This is a genomic window from Chryseobacterium capnotolerans, from assembly GCF_021278965.1.
GTDB classification, from domain to species: domain Bacteria; phylum Bacteroidota; class Bacteroidia; order Flavobacteriales; family Weeksellaceae; genus Chryseobacterium; species Chryseobacterium capnotolerans.
The window spans coordinates 2753357-2773927 of the sequence record NZ_CP065589.1 but is presented as its reverse complement, the minus strand read 5'-3'; the positions used below and the strand labels follow the sequence as shown (position 1 = coordinate 2773927).

The following is a 20571-nucleotide window of genomic DNA, read 5'->3' as shown; positions in this document are numbered from 1 at the left end:
TACTGTGATTAGTTTTGCTGCATAAATGGTATTGATGAAATATGGTATAGCAATGCTGATGATTCTGTTTGGTTTTTTTGTGGAAGCTCAGGAAAATTATTCTACATTAACAGAAAGGGCCTCAGAAGTAATGGATGAAGCTAAAGATGAAGCAGGGTATAGAAAAGCGCTTGATTTATATGAAGAGGCATTCAGAAGCTATCCACAAAATAAGGATAGTGACGGATTATATAATGCCTCCATTCTGGCTTCAAAGCTGAAAAGTAATGATAAAGCATTTCAATATCTGATACCACTTTCTTCAGTAAAAGGAAGCGGGAATAGTTTTCCCGGCTGGAATTATATTCTTGAAGATGATGCAGAAAATGAATATAAAAATTTACTATCAGATCCAAGATGGGCTTCATTGAAGGAGCAGGCAGTAAAGTACAAGACTCAGTTTTATGATGAGCTAAAAGAAAAAGAGAATGAATTTTATAGTGTTAAAGAAAATAGATTAAAGGAAATTAAAGATTCTGAGGCTTTGTACAAAGAGATCAGAAATCTTAATCCTTATCTACCGAAAAAGGATCGTGATTATTCTATTGCATTTAAAATAAACAATTCTGCTAACACTTCATTTTTTATTCATTTTCCTCAAAATTATAATCCTCAAAAGAAATATACTGTGCTGTTTTTTCTTCATGGGGCAGTAAGAAATAATGAGTTGATAGATTATCAGCTGGCGGATTGGAATTTAGGAGGCTGGAACAGATATTATAAGAAGTATGCGGACCAGAATGATGTTATTATGGTTTTTCCGAGGGCTGACAAAAAATATAACTGGATGCTGTCTGATGATGGATTCTTTATGATTCCTGAAATGCTTAAACAGATTAAAAAGACGATTAATATTGATGATAACAAAGTTTTTATAGCGGGACACTCGAATGGAGCAACAGGTTCTTTTTCTTATCTGATGAAAGAATCCACACCATTCGCTGGTTTTTATGGATTTAATACCTATCCTAAAGTTTTTACAGGCGGAACGTTTGTAGAAAATATTAAAAACCGTTCGTTTATAAGCTTTTCAACAGATAAGGATTATTATTATCCACCAAACGCAAATGATGATTTTTCAAAGCTGATGAATGGGATTCAGGCTGATTACAAAGAGTATCGTTACAATGGATTTCCACACTGGTTTCCTCAGTTTAACGAATCGGAGCCAGCTTATCAGATCCTTTTTAAAGATCTGAAGAGTAGAAACAGAAATCCATTTCCAAAGGAGATCTCATGGGAGTTTGATGATGAAAGATATGGAAATATAGATTGGATCTCCAACATCAAATTGGATACATTAAGTAAAAAGGCCAACTGGCACAAAGAACTGAACTTTAAAATCAATAAGTGGCTGGCCTATGATGATAATGATAGTTTGAAGATGCAGAGCGTAGATAAAAAAGCATTTGATTTTCCTAGGAAATCAGGTAAAATAAAAGCAAAGTATGAGAATAATACTTTCCGGATTGAGATCTCTGGTATTAAATCCTTTTCGATTAATATTTCACCTGAAGTAGTGAATCTGAAGGAAAAAGTAAAAGTATATGTCAACGGAAAGCTTTATTTCAATGAAAAAGTAAAACATAACCATGAATACTTACTTGAGAATTTTTTTAAAACTCAGGACCGGGAGCAAGTCTGGATCAATTGTATTGATATAAAAGTATAAGATGCTGCAGATTTCCGGGAAATTTACCTGTCTCCTAAAGAGGCAGGTTTTTTTATGAGTGAATCTTGCCATAGGACAACCTTTCTGAAAAATCATTTTGATAGCTTTATACAACAAAATGAAAATAAAAAATTAACTATGAGTATCCAATTTGAAGCAGGAATCAATATCGCCATTAAAATTCCGAAAAATAAATATGAGAAGACCGTTGCTTTTTACAGAGACATTTTAAAATTACCTGTGGAGGAGAAGAAAATTGAGAATCCAACGGTTTCCCGGACTCATGAAGTAAAATTCGGGAACATTATCATTTGGTTAGACTGTGTAGATAATTATACGCATTCAGAAACCTGGTTGCAGCTTACCGTTCCCAATGTTGAAGAAGCCACAAAATATCTGCAATCAAATGGGGTAGAGACTTGTGATGAAATCGAAGAGCTCCCGGAAAATATGCACTGGATTACAGATCCGGCGGGCACGGTTTTTAACTTACAGCAGACTTCATCATAAGTTCAATACAAATACCTTAAATTGATCAAAAAAAGGAACTTGAATCAAGTATTATAGGGTTTTTATCGCTCACCTAAAGGAATATCAATTAATCTCTCCTGTTTAATTTTGAACTTAGCTTCGTTAATGGGTTGATATACCACTTCTGAACTTACGGGATATTTTGCAAGAAGACTTTTGGGCCTGATGGGGCGTTTTTCCAGTCCGCCGCCACAGTTGGGGCAGACATTTTTGAAAATATGGTCAACATAATCTTTACAAAATGTGCACTCAAATGTACATATCATGGCTTCAGGCGAATCATAGGGTAAGGGTTTCTGACAATTTTCGCAGCTGGTTCTGATCTCTAACATTTATTGAGTAAATATGATTATTTGAGATACTAAGTTAATCTAAATTTGATACTATTCTCATGATTATTTACTGAATTCTACGGGGTGAAAAATGTTATTTGTAGAAAATGTATAAATTAAATAATGTGTCATGCTGGTTAATAGTGACTTGTTTTTTTTTGTACCTTTTATTAAATTATATATAATTCTTTTTTAGAAAATTAGATTCGGTATTAATAGAAATTATACGAATTTTATTCAAATGATTTTCATTGATTTTTTTTCTGTGTTCATAAGGTTTTGTTTGAATATATTTATATTTTTAATTTGTTTTTATAATATATTCGCAAAAATATTAACATTTTGTCTATTGTTTGATATTGGATAATTCTTTAATATTGGAATTGAATACAGCCTAAAAAATTAAGGCATCTTATTGAAAGCAGGCTTATATGTGAATCTTATTTATAGTTCATGTCCTGTTGCAAAGATGTTTATAGGTTGTAATGAAAAAAAACTTAATACCATGATCGAACCTAACTTTCATAAAGTTATGCTTTTTGCATTGCTTTTCAGTTCTCAGCATCTTTTTTCGCAATTGATAACCACAACAGAAACTCAACTGTGGGAAAGAGTCATTCCTAATTCCCGTGAGGCTCTAAAATGTAAAGAAGAAAGCCTTCTTAACTTTCATTGCGGTATAAGAGATAAGCTTCTTAAAAAATATATCCGGCATAGTAGAGATAAAAGCCATACATTAAGTTTAGTTCATTCTTCCAAGGAAGACGAAATGATTTGGCAGGACACGGAGAAAACCTTGTCATTATCCAATAATAATTATCATAAAGGGGGAAAAAATGATATAGAACTTAGAAAACGCCCCAGTTTGTTTACATTTATTGGTAATGCAGATACTCAAAAAGGAAATTCTGATAGTTTAAAAATACGATTTGCAGATCAGAATCTTTATGAAATGATCTTTCTGACGAGAATGGCTACTTCCGACGAGCTTAACAAAATCCATTCATACCTATCTCTAAAATATGGAATTTCACTGGAAAAAGGAAAATACTTTAGCAGTGAAGGAACTGAGTTATGGGATCCTCAGAAGCATGGAGAATATAAATACCGGCCAACAGGGTTGGGGCGGGATGATGGCAATGAGCTCTATCAGAAACAGTCTACAAATACCCAGGATCAGATTGTAACCATTGGTAAAAATGACATTAAACGGACAAATGCAGAAAATGCTGCAACATTTAATAATCAGGAGTTTGTAATCTGGTCTGATGATAACAGGGAACTGCAACTTGTTCAGGATGGAAACTTTAGCACTGTAAAGAGAAATTGGGAAATTAACTTTATAGGTTCTGTCATACAAAAGAAAGACTATAAAGTAAGAATTGAAAAAGCGCTGCTTAATCCCAAATCTCAGTCTATCTCTTATTGGTTATTTCTTAAAAATTCACTCGGGGAAATCAGAAAAATACAGGGCGTTGAAAATGAGAAATATATTTTTTTCAATAAGGTAGATTTTATTACAGAAAAAGAAGGTGGAAACACTACAAAGTTCACTTTTGCAATAAGTCCTTTAAAGGATCCAAGATCCCAAAATTCAGAATCGGGAAGCACTATAGGGGCAGATCATCTTTCCTTAGATTATGGAAAAATTGAACTTTATCCAAATCCCGTTAAATCAAGTCAAACATTTACCCTTCGTTTTCCAGCTATGGAAAATCTATCCGTCTCCATATATGATGCTGGAGGAAGATTAGTCTCATTAGAAAAAATTGATGAAAAATCAACCAGCTATATAAGCCATTTAAAAACTCAAAGCGGGTATCTGATTAATCTTACTCAGAATGGGAAAATTATAAAGACCTTCAAACTAATAGTAGAATAAAACATCACACCATGAAAATTAATTTAAACAAACTCCCTATTACCAGGAAGTCATGCATTTTTGCGCTCTTCTTTGCTTGTATGTTTGTTTTTGCGAGCTTTAACAAGGAAGACAGATACAAAGTGCGTTTATTCAAAAAAGATCTTATGCGGCAAATGAACTTTGGGAATGAGCTTGCCATTACAGATACTAAAGATCTTCCTGAAATAGCTGAATCTAAAGACCATTTATTATCAGAGGTTACCAATAAAGATATGAATCCGAAAGTTTCTCAAGAAATTGCAGAAACATCAACTCATGAAGTTAGGTATAAAAGAAATCCGAAATTTATCAAAGAGTTTGAAGCAAAGGAAAAACAGGGGGTTATTGGTATATTTTCCAATAAAGAAGAAGATCTGATAAGTGATAACTTTTTTACTATTGAGATTCCTGAAAAAATTATAAACAGTAGAGTATATCTGGAATATGATTTATTTGGACTTGAGTCTTATCAATGTGTTTCAAGATCTTTGAATCACAATGTTGCTTTGGGAGGAAATATTATTGTTCCCAGCGCTAAATGGAACCATCAGAGAGAAGAAATTAATGCTGATCTTTTGAAAAATGGTGCCAATACGGTTCTATTTACATCACCTTTGGCAGGAGTGAAATATAAGATCAAAAATGTAAAAGTAGTTTTCGATTACAGCCAAAATCAAAACCAGCATGTTATTCTGAATTCTATTTTGTCTGAAAACAAGCTTTATATTACAGGATTTGCTCATAACTCTGATAATGTATCAATCAACAATGAATCTGTTACAGTTAAGGATGGAGAATTTGAAAAGCTTATCGAACTTACAGATCGGGAAAAGCAGTCAGGGCAGTTTTCTGTTTCGTTGGGTGGTATTGTTCAGACCTATAAAATTCCTGCGGCTACAAAATCTTTTAAAATAGTTGATAAAGGAAATTTTATTCCTCAAAAAATTGAAATTTCTAAGGACAGAGAATTTAAATATCAATATGAAGGGCTTGAAATAAATATCGATAAGGAAACCTCAGAGTCTGCCTCTGTTGAAGTTCTTAAGTTACGTGAGAAAGATTTTCCCACGACCTCTCAGGGACTTAAAAATGTTACGCTGAGTAATAATGCTTACAGGTTTTCTGTGACTTCCGGAAAACTGAATAAAAAAGTGAAAATTTCCATTCCTTATGATGAGAAATTATTGGGTCTCACTTCACCTCAGGATATCAAAGCTTTTTATTTTGATTATGAAAAGAAGCAGTGGCGTATAGAATCATCATCCTTTGTTGATGAAAAATCAAAGGTTGTCATTATAGAAAGCGACAATGACAATGACTATATTAATGGTATTATTTCCGTTCCGGAGTCTCCAACGGTGAATTCATTTGCGCCTACAAGCATCAGTGGTTTAAAGGCCGGAGATCCTATGGCACGTGTTCAGCTGCTTTCTCCACCTGGTGCAAGCCAAAAAGGAGATGCTTCCATGTCTTATCCAATTGATATTCCCAGGGGCGTCAATGGAATGCAGCCTAAGCTGGCTGTAACCTATAGTAGCAGCAAAGGCAATGGCTGGATGGGAGAAGGCTGGGATATTTCAGGCGTTTCAGGAATTACTCTGGATACCCGATGGGGAACACCTGCATTTGATGAAGGTTTTGAATCGGAAATTTACTTATTGGATGGTGAAATGCTTATGTATGAAGGGGATTATCTTCCTCATAGACATGTTGACGTTCCTGGATCAATGGATATTTCAAGGCAATCCAGAAACAGATCAGGTTCAAAAAGATTCTATCTGAGAAAGAATAATAATTTTATAAAAATTGAAAGATTTGGTGCTTATCCGTCTGATTATACCTGGGTGGTAACAACAACAGACGGAACAAAGAAATATTACGGCGGAACAGAAACAACGGTGAGTGATAATGCTGTAGTAAAGAAAGATGACGGTAATATTGTACAATGGGGTATTACAAAAGAAATTGATGTTCATAATAATAATATTAAATACAACTATTTGAACAGGATCTTGCAGACAAATTCATATCCTGTTAATTCTGGCAATATTAATCTGGCAAAAGGGCGGGTATTTCATATTGCAACCATTAAGTACTCGGGAGTTGGGGATGCCGATGGTCCATATACTGTTAGCTTTGCTCCTACAGATATAAACCGGCCAGACTATTCTATTAACACCAGAGAAGGGGTAAAAAGGGTTGTAATTGATAAACTGAGTACTGTTAACGTTTATTATGATAATATGCATGCTGAAATAAAGTATTCATTTGATTATGATACAGGGCAATATTATAAAACAGTTCTTAAAGGTCTCCAAGGACCGGGGGTTAATTATCAATTCGAATATTATAATGATATTTCTAAAGGGGATTTTGGACCTGCCAAGGTTGTTAATGCTCCTAAGCCGGAGGCTTTTTCAGGTGCGGTAAATGGTGCCCTTTCACCATCAAGGATAAGTGCTGATAACAATTTTGAATGGGGTTGGTCGCTAAGAATAGGAGTGGGGCTTGGATTATTCACTCCGCATACTTCGGGAGACAAGAATTTTATGGTAAGTGGATTTGTTGGAGAATCATATCCTGATATTAAGAGAGGACAGGAGCTGCTGGATTTTAATGGCGATGGTATTGCTGATATTCTCTATCGCAAGAGAAATGGAGATAATGGGATTAGATTGATTCCTGGTTCTTTAGATGGTGCCGGAAACCTTTCGTTTGATACCCCTGAAACCAATGTACTTAACCTGAATAGTAACTTCAATAAAACTACCGGAAGTACATTAAGTACAGGAGCAACAATTCTTTTCAACTGGTGGAAGATGGGATTTGATTTTACAAAAAGCTGGTCTGAAAGTAAAACCAATACACCTGTTTATCTGATAGATGCTAACTCAGATGGCTTGCCTGATGTTGTTAAGGATGATAAAGTCTGGTTTAATAGAATAAACGACAATGGGCAGCCGGAAATGGTTACAACAAGTGATATGACGGAGAATATGGTGATGAAAGGGAGTATTCCTGTTCCTTATACAGAGCCGGAGGATATTGATAGGGATGAGGCAGAAGAGCCGGTAAAGGCTAAAAATGATGTTGTAAGAGTATGGATTGCTCCAAAACCCGGATATGTTACCATTACAGATAATATTTCCATTACGGATATGCAGGAGACGAAGGCAAGAGCTGTGTATTCAATTGAAATGCTGGATCCTCGTTATCAGCCAAAAAATGGAAGACTGTTTCTAACCACACTCATTGGAGGAAATCCTAGTCAGCCTATTTCTATTGAACATTATAATGACTATCAGGGTACGCCTCTTGGTATTGACAGTTCTAGTCGTATTTATGTAGAATCAGGAGAAAAAATTTACTTTAGGCTGCATAAAAAAGCGGGGGTTAATTATGAAGTGAACTCAGCGCCATCCGTTCAATATGTAAATGCTCAGGGAGTGGCAATTCCAGATACTGCCCAGGAAGAATTGGACGGTTTTCAGCCTAATAACCTGAGGTATGAAGATAAATATTTCCTGAATAATCTTACAAAAACATTAAAATGTGATGTGCTTGGCTCAGGTTCAATCAGTATTCCAGGATTTACTGTTCCCCGTTTGAATGATAATGTTACTTTTAAGATAACCCTTTCAAAAGTGGTAACTTCAGGTCCTTCCAATATTATCGTGCTTTATACAAAAACCTATAGTGAGTCTGCCGGTCCTGTAGATATTGATGCTGTAGATATGAATTACTCAACGCCAATGGGAGAGTATCATCTGAAATTCTCTGTGGAATCGGATTCATATATGCATAAGGATCTTGAATGGAAAAATATTCTGGTAACACAATATGGGGCTAAAGCTTATGATGTTGCAAGTTATCCTTCTTACTATGTTAGGGATTTTAAAAAGAAATTTCATGTAGCTGATTTGGGAAATATGCCAGGAGGAATTAATGATTATTATATTTCACTTAATCAAAATTTTGGTTTCTCACCTGCATTATTGGGAAGCTTTTTTTATGTAATCAAGAAAAATGGGCATGTCTTAGGGAAAAGATGGGTGAAAATTTCTTACACAGGTCTTACAGAAACTTCATTAAATGGTACTGGTCCCATTCCATTCTACACAGGTAACCCATATCAGGCGGTTAAACTGGAAGATAAAATTGATATTGTAGTATACTGTAATACCCGAAAGGATAGAGATGCATATGAAGCTTTAAAATCCCAGCTTCAAAAAAATATGTTTAATATCCATTATGGATCTAATACTTATTTAGGGTCTACTGAAGAGACTGCATTAAATACTGCTGAATTCAATAGTATAAGTGCAGTATACCATAACTGGGGACAATTTATTTACAACGAAAGCAAAGATGTTAAGAGAACACAAAACCAACTGAATCCACCTACCGGCCCAAGAGATATTCCAACTCAGCCATCTGGTGTAACCACTCCGGATTATGTAGTAAATTCCGATACTCCAAGAGACTCGTATGGGGCTTTGATTAATAGTGAATTCCTGGATTCCCCATTCGGACAGTTCAATTATGATTTTGGATCATGTGATGGAATAACAGATCAAAATGAGTATGGAGAATGTATTGGAGATATTGTTCAGGCAGATTTTCAGAGTATGGCGAATACCAACATACTTGCAGGATTTAATCCTATTGTTCCTATGACAACCTATAAAGCAAAAGAAAATAATGTATTGGTTGAGAAGTGGATTAATAATGGTTTTACAGAGCAGTTTTCAAAACCTGCTTCATTCAGGGATGAAGAAACAATGGCTCCGTTTTTTGTAGATGATGATCCGGATGAAGCGGATGTTGAGGTGGCAGGAAATGCAAGTACAAGTATGTATGCTATAGAGAAAAAGCAAAAAAGTAAAGCAAAGACAACTAACTGGGGAATTGGTATTCCAGTGATCTCAAAATCTACTTCAGAATTAAGAGGGTATGGAAATATCAATACACAGGACTTTTTTGATGTCAACGGAGATGGTTATCCTGATATGCTGTACAGAACAGAGTCTCAGCTTACCAACTCGTTAGGCGGGCTTAATGGATCACAAGGCAGAAACCTGGAGAATAATGCAGATTCTGTTATTTCTAATAGTGATAGCTTTCAAAGCACTAATACAATTGCGTTTAGTGTTTCAGCAGTGAAGACCGTTGGAAGAAATACAAATAATACAGATTCAGATTCAAAACCGGATACTTCACCTTCTTGGTCAGGTGGAACAAGCTTTTCTGATTTTACCAATTCTTATGATAAGGCACAGAAATACTGGATGGATATTAATGGTGATGGGCTTCCAGATAGAGTTGAAGTTGTTGATGGACAAGTGCAATATAAACTGAATTATGGTAATGGAAGAATTGACAATGCCTTCGAGCCATTTCCTGATTTAGCTATGTCTTCTTCAGCTCCTGTAGGGGCAACATCTGTTAGTATAGGAGGTGGCCTTTCGGGAATGCTTGCGGCTACTTCTACATTCAGTGCCGGCTGGGGAGTTTCTGGAAGTCTTACCGGCTCATCTTCAACAGGAAGTAGTAAAGTTTCTCTTCAGGACGTGAATGGAGATGGATTAGTGGATCTTTTATCAACAGACAAAATGGGTTATACATCTGTGAGTTATAACTCAGGAAACAGGTTTGAGTCACCACAAAGTTTATCAAGAGCTGACGGCTCTGTTAATCTTGGTAATGACAGTGCAACATACAATGGAGCTTTAACTCTAAATGGTGGGTTTTATCTGAATATTCCAATTGTTTGGCTATTTGGGGTTACCATCCTTTATTTTAGAGCAGGAGCAGATATGAGTGCTAATATTGGGGTATCTATGTCTGAAATCAATAAAGGCCTTAGGGATATCAATGGAGATGGTTTCCCGGATCTTGTGATAAATCATGATAATGGTTTGCAGGTAAATTATTCTAATGTTGGGCGTACCAATAAGCTTGCTAAAGTGACGGAAGTTGCCACGAACGGAAGCTTTGTTATTGACTATGAGTTTACAACGCCTACTTATAACGATCCGAATGCAAGGTTGGTGATGAAGGAGGTTACAATATTGAATCCTAATGTAGATTCAAATACTTATACACAGCCAACCCTGGAAAAGGATATGGTAGCCCGTTTCACCTACCTGAACTCCAGATACGACAGAAGGGAAAGAAGTCATTATGGATTTAGTGAAGTCATTACTGAAAATATGAAGGGAACGAATGTGTATAGTAAAACAGCCCAAAGTTTTTATAACAGTACTTATTATAATAATGGACTGCCTAGAAAAACGGATTCCTATATGGGCCCTGCTACATTAAAAGGGATTACAATAAATCAGTATAAACAGTATAAATACGTAAACAATTATACTCAGCTGGCAGAACTCCCTGAGCAGGATTTTGAAAGCTATGACACGGGTGGAACTAAGGGAAATAAAATGACTGTTATTCTTCCTACAGTTACAGTGAATTCAAAGTTAGAAAGTGGAGGGACGCTAACTACGAGTTCTACAATGACCTATAATGATAAAGGGCAGCTTACTGCTTTTAGATATGCCAGCAATGATCCGTTAGGTAGCTACTTTACTACAATGATGTATCATGATATTGCTACTCTAACAGCAAAAAATATTCTTAATATTCCTTCAGAGATTAAAGTATTTAATAACAGCAATACGATGATGAGGCAGCGTAATTCACAAATAGATCCTAATACGGGAGTCTTAATGAAAGTTATGGTAAAACTAAACAATACTGAAACTGCTGAAACCAATTATACTTACGATTCCTTTGGAAATATAAAGTCAGTCAAAAATCCAGTGGGATATATTTTAAATTATGACTATGATATATTGAATAAATATGTAATAAAAGTAACAGATAGTTTTGGAGTATTTTCCTCGTCAATATATGATCCGATCTGGGATAGCCTTATAGAATCTACGGATGCTGCAGGTCATAAAATCAAGTATACCTATGATGACTATGGAAGGCTTACCACCATACTGGGACCAAAAGAAAATGGTATTTCTCCTTATACCGTAAAGTATAACTATTCCATGAATCCTTTCTCAGCAAATAACAATCAGATAAATCTTTATACTTCTACTACACAAAATTATGATCCGGATCATCCGAATAATCCAATAGAAACGATAACATTTGCGGATTGTATGGGGAGAACCGTTCAGGTTAAAAAAGATATTCAGATTGGAGCAGACGAGAAAATGTCTGTTTCAGGTATGACAGAATATGATGTGTTTGGAAGACCTGTTAAGCAATATCAATCAACATTTGAAGCCAAGGATGCGGTGTTAAACAAAAAACTGAAAACAAGCCTTTCACCCTATTTCAGTACCGTTGAGTATGATGCTCTTGGAAGGGTTGTAAAAGAATGGGATGAAGAAGGTCGTATATCCATCAGTTCTTATGATATTGAGGGAGCTTTATTCAAGAAAACAATAACAAAAGAACAGAATCTAAGCACTAATCTTAAATCAGAGAACCTTAGCAATGCTGAAGGGAAGGTGATAGTGTCTAGAAATTATTTAGGGACCCAGCCTCTTGTTACAACATTTAAATACGATGCTGTAGGGCAACTATTAACAAGCACGGATCCTGAGAATAAGACTACAACCTATACTTATGACCTTGGCGGAAGAAGAACACAGGAGCTACATCCTGATCGAGGATTAACAAATATAGGATATGATAAGGCAGGTCAAATCAAAGGTAAATCAACAGCTAATCTTCTCAATACAGGGATGGGAATAAGGTATCGGTATAATGTTAATAGATTGACAGAGATCATCTATACTGATTTGCCTAACGGAGCTGTAAATCCTGCCAATGTTAAATATACTTATGGAACTACAGGTAATGGAATAGGAAAGGTAGTTACTAAGAAAGACGGTACAGGAGATGTGAACTATACTTATGGTGATATGGGTGAAGTAAGTACAGAGAGAAGGAGGGTAATGGGGGTATATATTTCAGCACCATCAACCTTTACTACAAAGTACATCTATGACAGCTGGAATCGTATAAAAAATATTACGTATGCAGATGGGGAATCAGTAGAATATAATTATGACTTAGGAGGAAATGTTAAATCTGTAAAAAGTAATCTAGGAGACTATGTAAAGGATATTCAGTATGATGAATTTGAGCAGAGAACAAAAATACTCAATGGAAATAATACCTATTCAACATTTACCTATACCCCTAAAAAAAGACAATTAAGAGTTCATTCCCTTATAAAGGATAACTATACCACATTTTTACAGAATGCATATGATTATGATTTTGTAGGGAATATCATCAGCAATACCAATTCAGGAAATATTACGCCTAATCAATTAGGAGGGAACTATTATCTTGGCTACGCATATGACAGTTTAAATCGCCTTACTTATTCAGTGGGTGCTATGCTAAAGAATATAAAAGAACCAATGGATCCGAGTAATATGAATGCAAGCTATGAAACTTTCCTTACTTATACATCAGCAGGTGGAATCAATACAAAAAGGCAAACGCATTCCGTATCAGGGGTTACTAATACATTGAATACTTATAATAACTCTTATACCTACAAAAATGGAACACATCAGGCGATTACAGTATCCAATCTGAATAATTCTACCTCCGAAAGTCTTACATATGATCTCAATGGAAATCCTGTAGAAAATATATCCTCAGGTAAGCGTAGACAGATGTTTTGGGATGAAGAAGATAATATGAAGGCCTATTTTTCTAAAGATGAAGATGTATTTCAGTATCATGCTTATGATGATAATGGGGATAGGATTATTAAATATAACCTGAAAAGTGGACCAAAGCTCTATCAAAATGGAGTATTGGTAGATGGTAAATTGGAACTGAAAGGATATACTCTTTATCCAAGTCCATATCTTGTAGTAAGTTCTGAGGGTGCTTATACTAATCATTATTATATTGGAAGCCAGAGAATTGCTAGTCGTGTGTCTAAAAACGCCAGCGGCGTTCTTTCAAGAATGGCTCCTGATGCAATGAAAGATATCTCAAAAGATGAAGCACCTGATCTGGAAGGAGATTTCAAGACTTATCTTGACAAAGCAGGTATTGATAATACCAGTATTGAAGCAGCGTTGACTATATCACCGGCTCAGGCAGGTTTGTTCTATCTTCATGGGGACCAGCTTGGCACAGCAAATTTTGTGACTGATGATAATGGGGTTGCAAGCCAATTTTTCTTAAATTTACCATTCGGAGAAACATTTGTAGAGCAAAAGGTTACTGGAAAATATGATAACCCTTATAAATTCAATGCAAAAGAACTGGATTCCGAAACAGGATTGTATTATTATGGGGCAAGATATTTTAATCCGAGATTAAGTTTTTGGTATGGAGTGGATCCTTTGGCAGGGAAAATGCCTAACTGGAATCCGTATGTTTATACTTTTGATAACCCAGTTAGATTTACTGATCCTGATGGTATGGCTCCTAAAGATATCATTTATTTAAATAATGATGGTAGTATTAATAGAGTTGTCAATAATGGATCTAAATATATTACTTTGGTTCATAAGAATAAATCTTTATTATTAGGAAATCTTCCAATGGCTAAAAATTATGAATTTAATATGAAGGCAAGTAAAAATGTTATTGCCTATTATGGCTCAAAAATTGGGGCAACAAATATTAGTACAACTTCGGAAAGAAGTAATAACTCTACTGCATACTATAATAATGAAGGAGGTATTGTTTTTAATGCACAAAAGAATGGCTATTTGCATCCTATGGTGAATAATAAATATGATTTAATGAATATTGCATATCATGAAAATATGCACAAATATGATGATAATCATAATATTGAAGCTTCTACTTTTTATTCTCATGCGGTGGTTGCTAATAAAGCTGTTAATCATTGGACTTTTAAAGAATCATCAACAACCCATCAAGAAGGTGAAGTAGCATATTTTTCACAATTAATAATGAATTCATATTATCAAGAGGGGAATCCAGAACAGGCACTTGATTTAATAAATAATTTTAATACTAACAAATCTGGTTATTCATTATTATTTGATAAATCAACCGGAAAAATGTATATAAACACTCCAAGTAGTGGAACTAAATCTGTAACATATGAAAAATCTAATAGCGCTCCTAATCTTAAATAGTTTTTTATCAAGCTGTGCTAAAAGTTCATTAGAGCAAAAATTAACAGAAGAGAATAGTTTTTGGTATATTTTTACATATACTAAAGAAGAAAATATTTATAAAAATATTAATTATGGATACGTATTTTATAATAATGGAAATATTGATTATAAAGGATTTGATTTTTTCAAGCAATACTTTAAGGAGCTTTAGAATGAATGATGTGAAACCTATTATGAAATGGGACTACCAACAAAAAACTAATATTTTAAAAATAGAAAATAAAACATATGACATATTAGAATTAAAAAAAGATACTTTAGTGTTGCAGTATTCTAATGATAAAAAGAAAAGGATTCTAGTAAATCTTAGAGCTAAGAATCCTATTATACTTAAATCAATTAAATTAAGATAATAAAATAAGACCCCTTGTATTTTTTATTATGTAAAAATGTAAATAACTAAATCATAAAATAAATTTTATAATAATTTTATAAAATATTTTAATTTACATTAATGAAAATTGATTAATTTAGACTTCCATTAAATCTAAATATTATGAAAAATTTACAAAAAATCGACAGACAGGAAATGAAATCAATTAAAGGAGGTATCAACTGCCCAGGTGGCCAAATATGTTTGATTGGCGGAAAATGGCAATGCATGCCCTATGATGGATGCGGCGGTGGAAATCAGCCCTAAATGGTAACCTAATCTGACTTGATTATGAAAAATCGTGAAAAAATTTCAAGAGATCAGCTGAAGAGCATCAATGGAGGTGCAGTAAGCTGCTCAGAAGCGTGTTGCCCAGCTCCGGGAATAAAAAGATGTCCTTGGGTCTATTGTGTAGCACCCTGTGAGATATTAAGCTAATAGCTTTGTAGTATAAGTAAACAAAAGCCTTAAATTGATTGATTTAAGGCTTTTTGCAATAAAAAGGAAATCTTTATATGATCCTAACTCTATTTTATTTCTTTTATTTGCAATTTATTTCACACCATTTACCTCCCAAGTGCTATTGTTTATGGAAGACAACCTGAACTGTGTTTATAAAGTCATCAATTTCATTGAGGAAAATTATGACCAGCAGATTTCTGTAAAAGATTTAGAGGAAGTATCTAATTATTCTTACAGAAATATTCAGCGTATCTTTAAGTAGAACTGCGGGGAAACCATAGGAGCTTTCCAGCAAAGACTTAAAGTGCAAAATGCTTATAAACGAATACTTTATACTCAGGAAAGTCTTGCGTCTATAGCTGTTGAAGTTGGTTTTTCCACTATAGAATCTTTTTCAAAAGCTTTCAAACAACATTTTGGGATGTCTCCTAAAGAAGCCAAACTGACTAAGTAGCAGCTGCTCTATGGACCGGATCTCATTCCAATAACATCGGACATCTTGCTGGAACCTGAAATTGTATATCTTAAATCCATACATGTATATTATCAGAGTATCCAAACCTATTACAATAATAATGAAATTGAGGGACTTCCGGAAAATATGCACTGGATTACAGATCCGGCGGGTACGGTTTTTAACTTACAGCAGACTTCATCATAAGATCAATACAAATACCTTAAATTGATCAAAAAAAGGAACTTGAATCAAGTATTATAGGGTTTTTATCGCTCACCTAAAGGAATATCAATTAATCTCTCCTGTTTAATTTTGAACTCAGCTTCGTTAATGGGTTGATATACCACTTCTGAACTTACGGGATATTTTGCAAGAAGACTTTTGGGCCTGATGGGGCGTTTTTCCAGTCCACCACCACAGTTGGGGCAGACATTTTTGAAAATATGGTCAACACAATCTTTACAAAATGTGCACTCAAATGTACATATCATGGCTTCAGGCGAATCATAGGGTAAGGGTTTCTGACAATTTTCGCAGCTGGTTCTGATCTCTAACATGGATTTGTTATTATGATTATTGGTGGTACGAAGTTAATTTAAATTTGCGATAAACAGTGGGTTTGGGGGATTATTCGTTTTATTTTTAATTGAAAAAGATTATAGAGCTGGTGAAGTAAGATGAAACCTCCATGAAGATTGTTTGGATAAGAATATCAGAGTGCTTTTTCATACAACAGCAAAGCTTTATAGAATATAGTAAGATTGATTTTATATTCAAAAGCGTATATTTAAAAAATAAGATTAACCAAAAAACAAAATATTATGTCATTTCAAACCTATATTAAAAACATTGAAGAAAAAACAGGAAAAGATCGTTCTGATTTTGAAGTTTTAGCGGCTGAAAAAGGATTTACAGAAGAAGGGAAAATAAAAAAAGGAATAAAAGCCACGGAAATAATCAATTGGTTAAAAGAAGATTTTGAATTGGGACACGGACATGCCACAGCGATGTATGCGTATATTAATGGAAAACGGGACTAAAAAAATAGCGCGTCTTTTGTAAAGAGATGTTCTTCTATATCTCCGTTACAAGCTGAAAAATTGCTTATTTACATGAAAAGCGGCTGTCTCAAAAATGGTATTCTGAACGAAATAAGATGAAGTGAAGAATCTTATATGCCTAATTGCCAAGCAGATTCTTCCTTCCTCAGAAATTGAGGATTATCTCCTTTCAATTAATGAATTCTATTTAGACACATAGTCAATAACAAAAGCCAAATAATTTGGCTTTTGAGACTGCTTCTTAGAGAACAGTGATGGATATGAATTTACTCTTTTAAAGCATTGAAAATGGGTATTACATATTATAGGTATTTGTAATTAATTAGAAAAAGAAAGCTTTGTTATAGGAATTATTTTTTTTTAACTCCTGTCAAATGTTTTAGGAATTTTATTCTCATCGGTTTCTCCACAAAATGTCCAGGAGATAATATACCAGCGGTTATTTTCAAAAACTAGCTGAATACTGTTGATTCCTCTTCTTTCAACTTTTCCATCCTTTTTTAACCTTGTTTCATAAGTACTCCAAACATTTGCAATATTGCCAAAGATTCTGACTTCTCTATTCACTTCGTTTTCATAAAAAGCCGTATGAAAGACCATATCATCTGTTTCTTTATGAAATTCTTCCAACGTCATCGTGGCCTGTTTTTTCTTCTCTCTGTCAAAATACGAATAGACTGCTTTGGGATGATGCAGATAATGATCCCTTTCCCATTGTCTTTTTGTTCCCTTTTCTCCGGAAACAACTTCATAACTGGCTTTCATTAATGCATCGATTGTTTTAGCATCATTTTCAAATGTTTTGTTCTGCGCTTTTAAATTTCCTGTTGTCATACATGTGATCGTTATTAAGTAAAATAAGAACTGTTTCATAATTTTTTTACAAAGCAAGTCTGATAATTGTGATCAGAAAAATAAATTATTTGATTCGTTTCAGTTTTTATGCAGTTTGCCGAGTTTCTTATTCGCAGTACAGATTCCATAATAAATAGAACGCTTACACAAAAGAATAAAAATAGGTGACTATTTTGACCACCTATTTTATTGTTTCAAAATGCCAATAGGCTTTTGTTTCAATGATTCCGGAGGGATTATTTCAGAACCTTTTCATAAATCTCATTCAACAGGTTTTGTCTCATTTTTGAGTTTCTTTGATTTAAAAGGATGATGATTCCCCAATTTTTGGCTCTATTATAACAAATGATAGAAGATTGTCCCATAGAATCACCGGATTTCAGATAGATGGTATTCTGATCATCAGTGCTGATGTTAAATCCTAGTCCCATTTCTCTTTTTTCATCTTTATAATATATTTTTTCGGTCATCAAGGCGGCTTCGGATATTGGATTTCCGCTGGTTAAAACTACTTTCAGGTAGGTAACCATATCAGAAGCACTTGATTTCACCAAACCGGCTGAGGCCGTAACATTCCATTTGAAGAATTCCTGAGTACCGCCATTAGGATTATACCCTGTAGTGATGTTCTTTACATTGAAATCAGTTGTAAGGGTATTGGTCATGTGTAAAGGCTTGATCATTTTTTCATGAATGATTGCATCATAAGTTTTACCATACACCTTTTCCAATATTTGCCCCAATAAAGTATATCCGATGGTGGAATAACGATATTTTCCATAGTCAATAAGCTCACTGCAATTATTAATGATAGAGGTTAATGATTCTTCAGTAACATTGCTTACCGGCTGCTGTGGATTAAGTTCTATCAATTTAGCAAAATCTATGTCAGGCAAGCCCGATTGATGAGAAGCCAGATCTGAAATCTTGATTTTGTTTTTAAGGTTTTTCTGTAGGATATATTCTTTTGGTAAATAAGCATCAATATAGTCGTCTACTTTTAGCTTTTTTTTCAAGACTAGCCTGGGCAATTAAATTAGAAGTCAGAATTTTAGTGATAGAAGCAATTTCAAATATAGAATTCTTGTTGACATCCACCAGGCTTTCTTTACTTAGTTTTCCATACGTCGTATAATATTTTTTATCATTATGTATGAAGCCTACACTTATAGATATGTTTGGATTTTTTTGATAATTATCTTTGATGATGGAGTCTATCTTTTGAGAAATATCTTGTCCAAAAGAAAAGCTGCTGATAAATAATAATACTGCGAAGAAGGTGAATGAAGTTTTCATTGTATCGTTGTTTTAAGGTTAAAAATTTATTTCGATACAAAGATGTGGAACAACTTAAACCTGGGCGACCGAATGCAGGTATTCGGCCTTATTTATCCATGAAAATAGGTTCGATTGATATAAAAAATAAGTATGAGTAATTACAAGATTTTGGTTTTCAATTGTTTGTGAATTTATATTGGAATGCTTTTCATATATTTTTTAAACACAGTATTGAATGAAGATTTTGAATTAAAACCTACTTCATACGGAATTTCAAGACTAGCCAGATTGTTTTTTCAGAGCTTTATGTGAATTTTATATATTTTGCTTAATCCATTTTCTCCGGATGAAATATACTTTTGAAAATCATTTGTCTTTTGAAACTTTTGAGGAATCAGGCTGTTTCTTTTGCTGGTAAAATAAAGTATACCTGTTTTGCTGTTGTAAAAAGGACAGTATTCCATGTACTTAGTGTTGATTTCGTTACCCATATGCTGTGCAGGCTGCCATTCACCATGTTTATCTTTTCTTGACAGATAGAGATCACCGCTTCCCAGGCCGTCTTTTGCATTGTATTTCGTATAGATGAGCATCTGCTCATCGGGTGCAATGAAAGCATTGAACTCATAGCCTTCACTATTGACATTATTATTTAGCAGCATAGGTTTTGAATATTCTTTGCCATTCCATTGACTGTAGTAAATGTCATCCTTCCCAAGACCTGATTTTGCATCCATGGTGAAATAGAGGTTGTTATGATTGGATAACGTTGGATAGAATTCATTGTTTTCACTATTAACTGTACTTCCCATATTGATGGGTTTTGACCATTGATCTTTAAGACTCTTTCTTTCAACAAACCAGATATCAAAATCACTTTTCTTTGTTTCGGATTCTGATTTGGGTCTGTCCGAAGCGAAATAAAGCTTTAGCCCATCTTGGGATAAGAAAGGTTCCAGATAAGAGTACCCGTCACAGAATGGCAGCAATATTGGATTTTTCCACTTTTTATTTTTAATACATACGATCTGAGATAAATCCTGCCCTGGGCTCTGAATGGTAAAATAGGCTTCTTTTTCATCATCAGTAATGTAAAAATCCCTTACATTCTGAAATTGATCCAAATAAGGGCTTACAGTTTCAATTTTTTGAGCTGATAAAGTTCCGGAGATAAGAATTAATGCAGTTAGAAATTGTTTTGCTTTCATGGTTTTAGGGTATGGTAAAGTTTTAAGTTGATTATATATCCAGCGGCGTTCTTTCATAATTGATTGGCCCTAAATGATAATCAAGATGGGCCATGTAATGAATCGGAAAATGAACCGTTGGTATTTCATCAAATATAGGTAATAACATGATTTATTTAGGTTTTATAAAATAGTTGTTTATTATGGGTA

Annotated in this window: 17 protein-coding genes; 11 read left to right on the top strand and 6 right to left on the bottom strand. The window is 34.2% G+C overall.

The window, feature by feature from the left end; all coding sequences use genetic code 11:
- The first annotated feature begins 34 nt into the window (after nucleotides 1-34).
- Both H5J24_RS13255 and H5J24_RS13250 read left to right on the top strand, forming a co-directional pair.
- Complete coding sequence (locus H5J24_RS13255) at nucleotides 35-1711, top strand: alpha/beta hydrolase (protein WP_068942793.1); 1677 nt, start codon at nucleotides 35-37, stop codon at nucleotides 1709-1711.
- A 138-nt stretch (nucleotides 1712-1849) separates the two neighbouring features.
- Complete coding sequence (locus H5J24_RS13250; RefSeq protein WP_068942794.1) at nucleotides 1850-2221, top strand: VOC family protein; 372 nt, start codon at nucleotides 1850-1852, stop codon at nucleotides 2219-2221.
- Nucleotides 2222-2283: 62 nt separating this feature from the next.
- On the opposite strand, the gene H5J24_RS13245 is transcribed toward H5J24_RS13250, so the two are convergent.
- Nucleotides 2284-2574: a DUF1272 domain-containing protein gene (locus H5J24_RS13245; RefSeq protein ID WP_068942795.1), complete on the bottom strand. Its 291-nt coding sequence runs from the start codon at nucleotides 2572-2574 to the stop codon at nucleotides 2284-2286.
- A gap of 505 nt (nucleotides 2575-3079) precedes the next feature.
- Here H5J24_RS13245 and H5J24_RS13240 point away from each other — a divergent pair.
- From H5J24_RS13240 to H5J24_RS13205, 8 genes are all read left to right on the top strand, one after another.
- Nucleotides 3080-4456: a T9SS type A sorting domain-containing protein gene (locus H5J24_RS13240; protein ID WP_167386990.1), complete on the top strand. Its 1377-nt coding sequence runs from the start codon at nucleotides 3080-3082 to the stop codon at nucleotides 4454-4456.
- An 11-nt stretch (nucleotides 4457-4467) separates the two neighbouring features.
- A complete protein-coding gene (locus H5J24_RS13235; RefSeq protein ID WP_082811152.1) occupies nucleotides 4468-14646 on the top strand; it encodes a SpvB/TcaC N-terminal domain-containing protein in 10179 nt (3392 codons plus the stop codon).
- 113 nt (nucleotides 14647-14759) lie between these two features.
- The gene (locus tag H5J24_RS13230; protein WP_232815579.1) at nucleotides 14760-15041 is read left to right on the top strand and encodes a hypothetical protein; all 282 of its coding nucleotides are present in this window, start codon (nucleotides 14760-14762) and stop codon (nucleotides 15039-15041) included.
- A 143-nt stretch (nucleotides 15042-15184) separates the two neighbouring features.
- Entirely contained in the window at nucleotides 15185-15328 is a 144-nt protein-coding gene (locus tag H5J24_RS13225; RefSeq protein WP_164975735.1) for a bacteriocin-like protein, read from the top strand.
- Nucleotides 15329-15352: 24 nt separating this feature from the next.
- Nucleotides 15353-15499, top strand: coding sequence for a bacteriocin-like protein (locus tag H5J24_RS13220; RefSeq protein WP_167386991.1), 147 nt, complete (start codon nucleotides 15353-15355; stop codon nucleotides 15497-15499).
- A gap of 151 nt (nucleotides 15500-15650) precedes the next feature.
- Nucleotides 15651-15785, top strand: a complete 135-nt coding sequence (locus tag H5J24_RS13215) for a helix-turn-helix transcriptional regulator (protein ID WP_141395665.1) — start codon at nucleotides 15651-15653, stop codon at nucleotides 15783-15785.
- 15 nt (nucleotides 15786-15800) lie between these two features.
- Nucleotides 15801-15977 (top strand): helix-turn-helix domain-containing protein, encoded by a 177-nt coding sequence (locus H5J24_RS13210; RefSeq protein ID WP_228407690.1) that lies wholly within the window; start codon nucleotides 15801-15803, stop codon nucleotides 15975-15977.
- Between the two features lie 45 nt (nucleotides 15978-16022).
- Nucleotides 16023-16184 carry a hypothetical protein gene (locus H5J24_RS13205; RefSeq protein WP_167386974.1) on the top strand — a complete coding sequence of 54 codons (162 nt, stop codon included), beginning with the start codon at nucleotides 16023-16025 and terminating at the stop codon, nucleotides 16182-16184.
- A 62-nt stretch (nucleotides 16185-16246) separates the two neighbouring features.
- Here H5J24_RS13205 and H5J24_RS13200 read toward each other — a convergent pair whose 3' ends face one another.
- Entirely contained in the window at nucleotides 16247-16537 is a 291-nt protein-coding gene (locus tag H5J24_RS13200; RefSeq protein WP_068942799.1) for a DUF1272 domain-containing protein, read from the bottom strand.
- A 264-nt stretch (nucleotides 16538-16801) separates the two neighbouring features.
- On the opposite strand from H5J24_RS13200, the gene H5J24_RS13195 reads away from it, so the two are divergent.
- Nucleotides 16802-17020, top strand: coding sequence for a DUF4287 domain-containing protein (locus H5J24_RS13195; RefSeq protein WP_068942800.1), 219 nt, complete (start codon nucleotides 16802-16804; stop codon nucleotides 17018-17020).
- Between the two features lie 381 nt (nucleotides 17021-17401).
- Here the strand turns inward: H5J24_RS13195 and H5J24_RS13190 are convergent, their stop codons facing one another.
- The 4 genes from H5J24_RS13190 to H5J24_RS13180 all read right to left on the bottom strand — a co-directional run bounded on the left by H5J24_RS13190 (nucleotide 17402) and on the right by H5J24_RS13180 (nucleotide 20382).
- Nucleotides 17402-17914, bottom strand: a complete 513-nt coding sequence (locus tag H5J24_RS13190) for a hypothetical protein (protein WP_228407606.1) — start codon at nucleotides 17912-17914, stop codon at nucleotides 17402-17404.
- A gap of 218 nt (nucleotides 17915-18132) precedes the next feature.
- Nucleotides 18133-18912, bottom strand: coding sequence for a serine hydrolase domain-containing protein (locus tag H5J24_RS13185; protein WP_283250716.1), 780 nt, complete (start codon nucleotides 18910-18912; stop codon nucleotides 18133-18135).
- Entirely contained in the window at nucleotides 18878-19192 is a 315-nt protein-coding gene (locus tag H5J24_RS25635; RefSeq protein WP_283250715.1) for a serine hydrolase, read from the bottom strand. The genes H5J24_RS13185 and H5J24_RS25635 overlap by 35 nt, the downstream gene beginning before the upstream one ends.
- Before the next feature lie 278 nt (nucleotides 19193-19470).
- Nucleotides 19471-20382 carry a TolB-like translocation protein gene (locus H5J24_RS13180; protein WP_068945037.1) on the bottom strand — a complete coding sequence of 304 codons (912 nt, stop codon included), beginning with the start codon at nucleotides 20380-20382 and terminating at the stop codon, nucleotides 19471-19473.
- Between the last annotated feature and the right edge of the window lie 189 nt (nucleotides 20383-20571).

Coding starts and splice junctions, on each gene's coding strand:
- H5J24_RS13195 (WP_068942800.1), top strand. CDS start 16,802: ATGTCATTTCAAACCTATATTAAAAACATTGAAGAAAAAACAGGAAAA.
- H5J24_RS13240 (WP_167386990.1), top strand. CDS start 3,080: ATGATCGAACCTAACTTTCATAAAGTTATGCTTTTTGCATTGCTTTTC.
- H5J24_RS13225 (WP_164975735.1), top strand. CDS start 15,185: ATGAAAAATTTACAAAAAATCGACAGACAGGAAATGAAATCAATTAAA.
- H5J24_RS13245 (WP_068942795.1), bottom strand. CDS start 2,574: ATGTTAGAGATCAGAACCAGCTGCGAAAATTGTCAGAAACCCTTACCC.
- H5J24_RS25635 (WP_283250715.1), bottom strand. CDS start 19,192: ATGAAAACTTCATTCACCTTCTTCGCAGTATTATTATTTATCAGCAGC.
- H5J24_RS13190 (WP_228407606.1), bottom strand. CDS start 17,914: ATGAAACAGTTCTTATTTTACTTAATAACGATCACATGTATGACAACA.
- H5J24_RS13230 (WP_232815579.1), top strand. CDS start 14,760: ATGGATACGTATTTTATAATAATGGAAATATTGATTATAAAGGATTTG.
- H5J24_RS13180 (WP_068945037.1), bottom strand. CDS start 20,382: ATGAAAGCAAAACAATTTCTAACTGCATTAATTCTTATCTCCGGAACT.
- H5J24_RS13220 (WP_167386991.1), top strand. CDS start 15,353: ATGAAAAATCGTGAAAAAATTTCAAGAGATCAGCTGAAGAGCATCAAT.
- H5J24_RS13215 (WP_141395665.1), top strand. CDS start 15,651: ATGGAAGACAACCTGAACTGTGTTTATAAAGTCATCAATTTCATTGAG.
- H5J24_RS13235 (WP_082811152.1), top strand. CDS start 4,468: ATGAAAATTAATTTAAACAAACTCCCTATTACCAGGAAGTCATGCATT.
- H5J24_RS13250 (WP_068942794.1), top strand. CDS start 1,850: ATGAGTATCCAATTTGAAGCAGGAATCAATATCGCCATTAAAATTCCG.
- H5J24_RS13200 (WP_068942799.1), bottom strand. CDS start 16,537: ATGTTAGAGATCAGAACCAGCTGCGAAAATTGTCAGAAACCCTTACCC.
- H5J24_RS13255 (WP_068942793.1), top strand. CDS start 35: ATGAAATATGGTATAGCAATGCTGATGATTCTGTTTGGTTTTTTTGTG.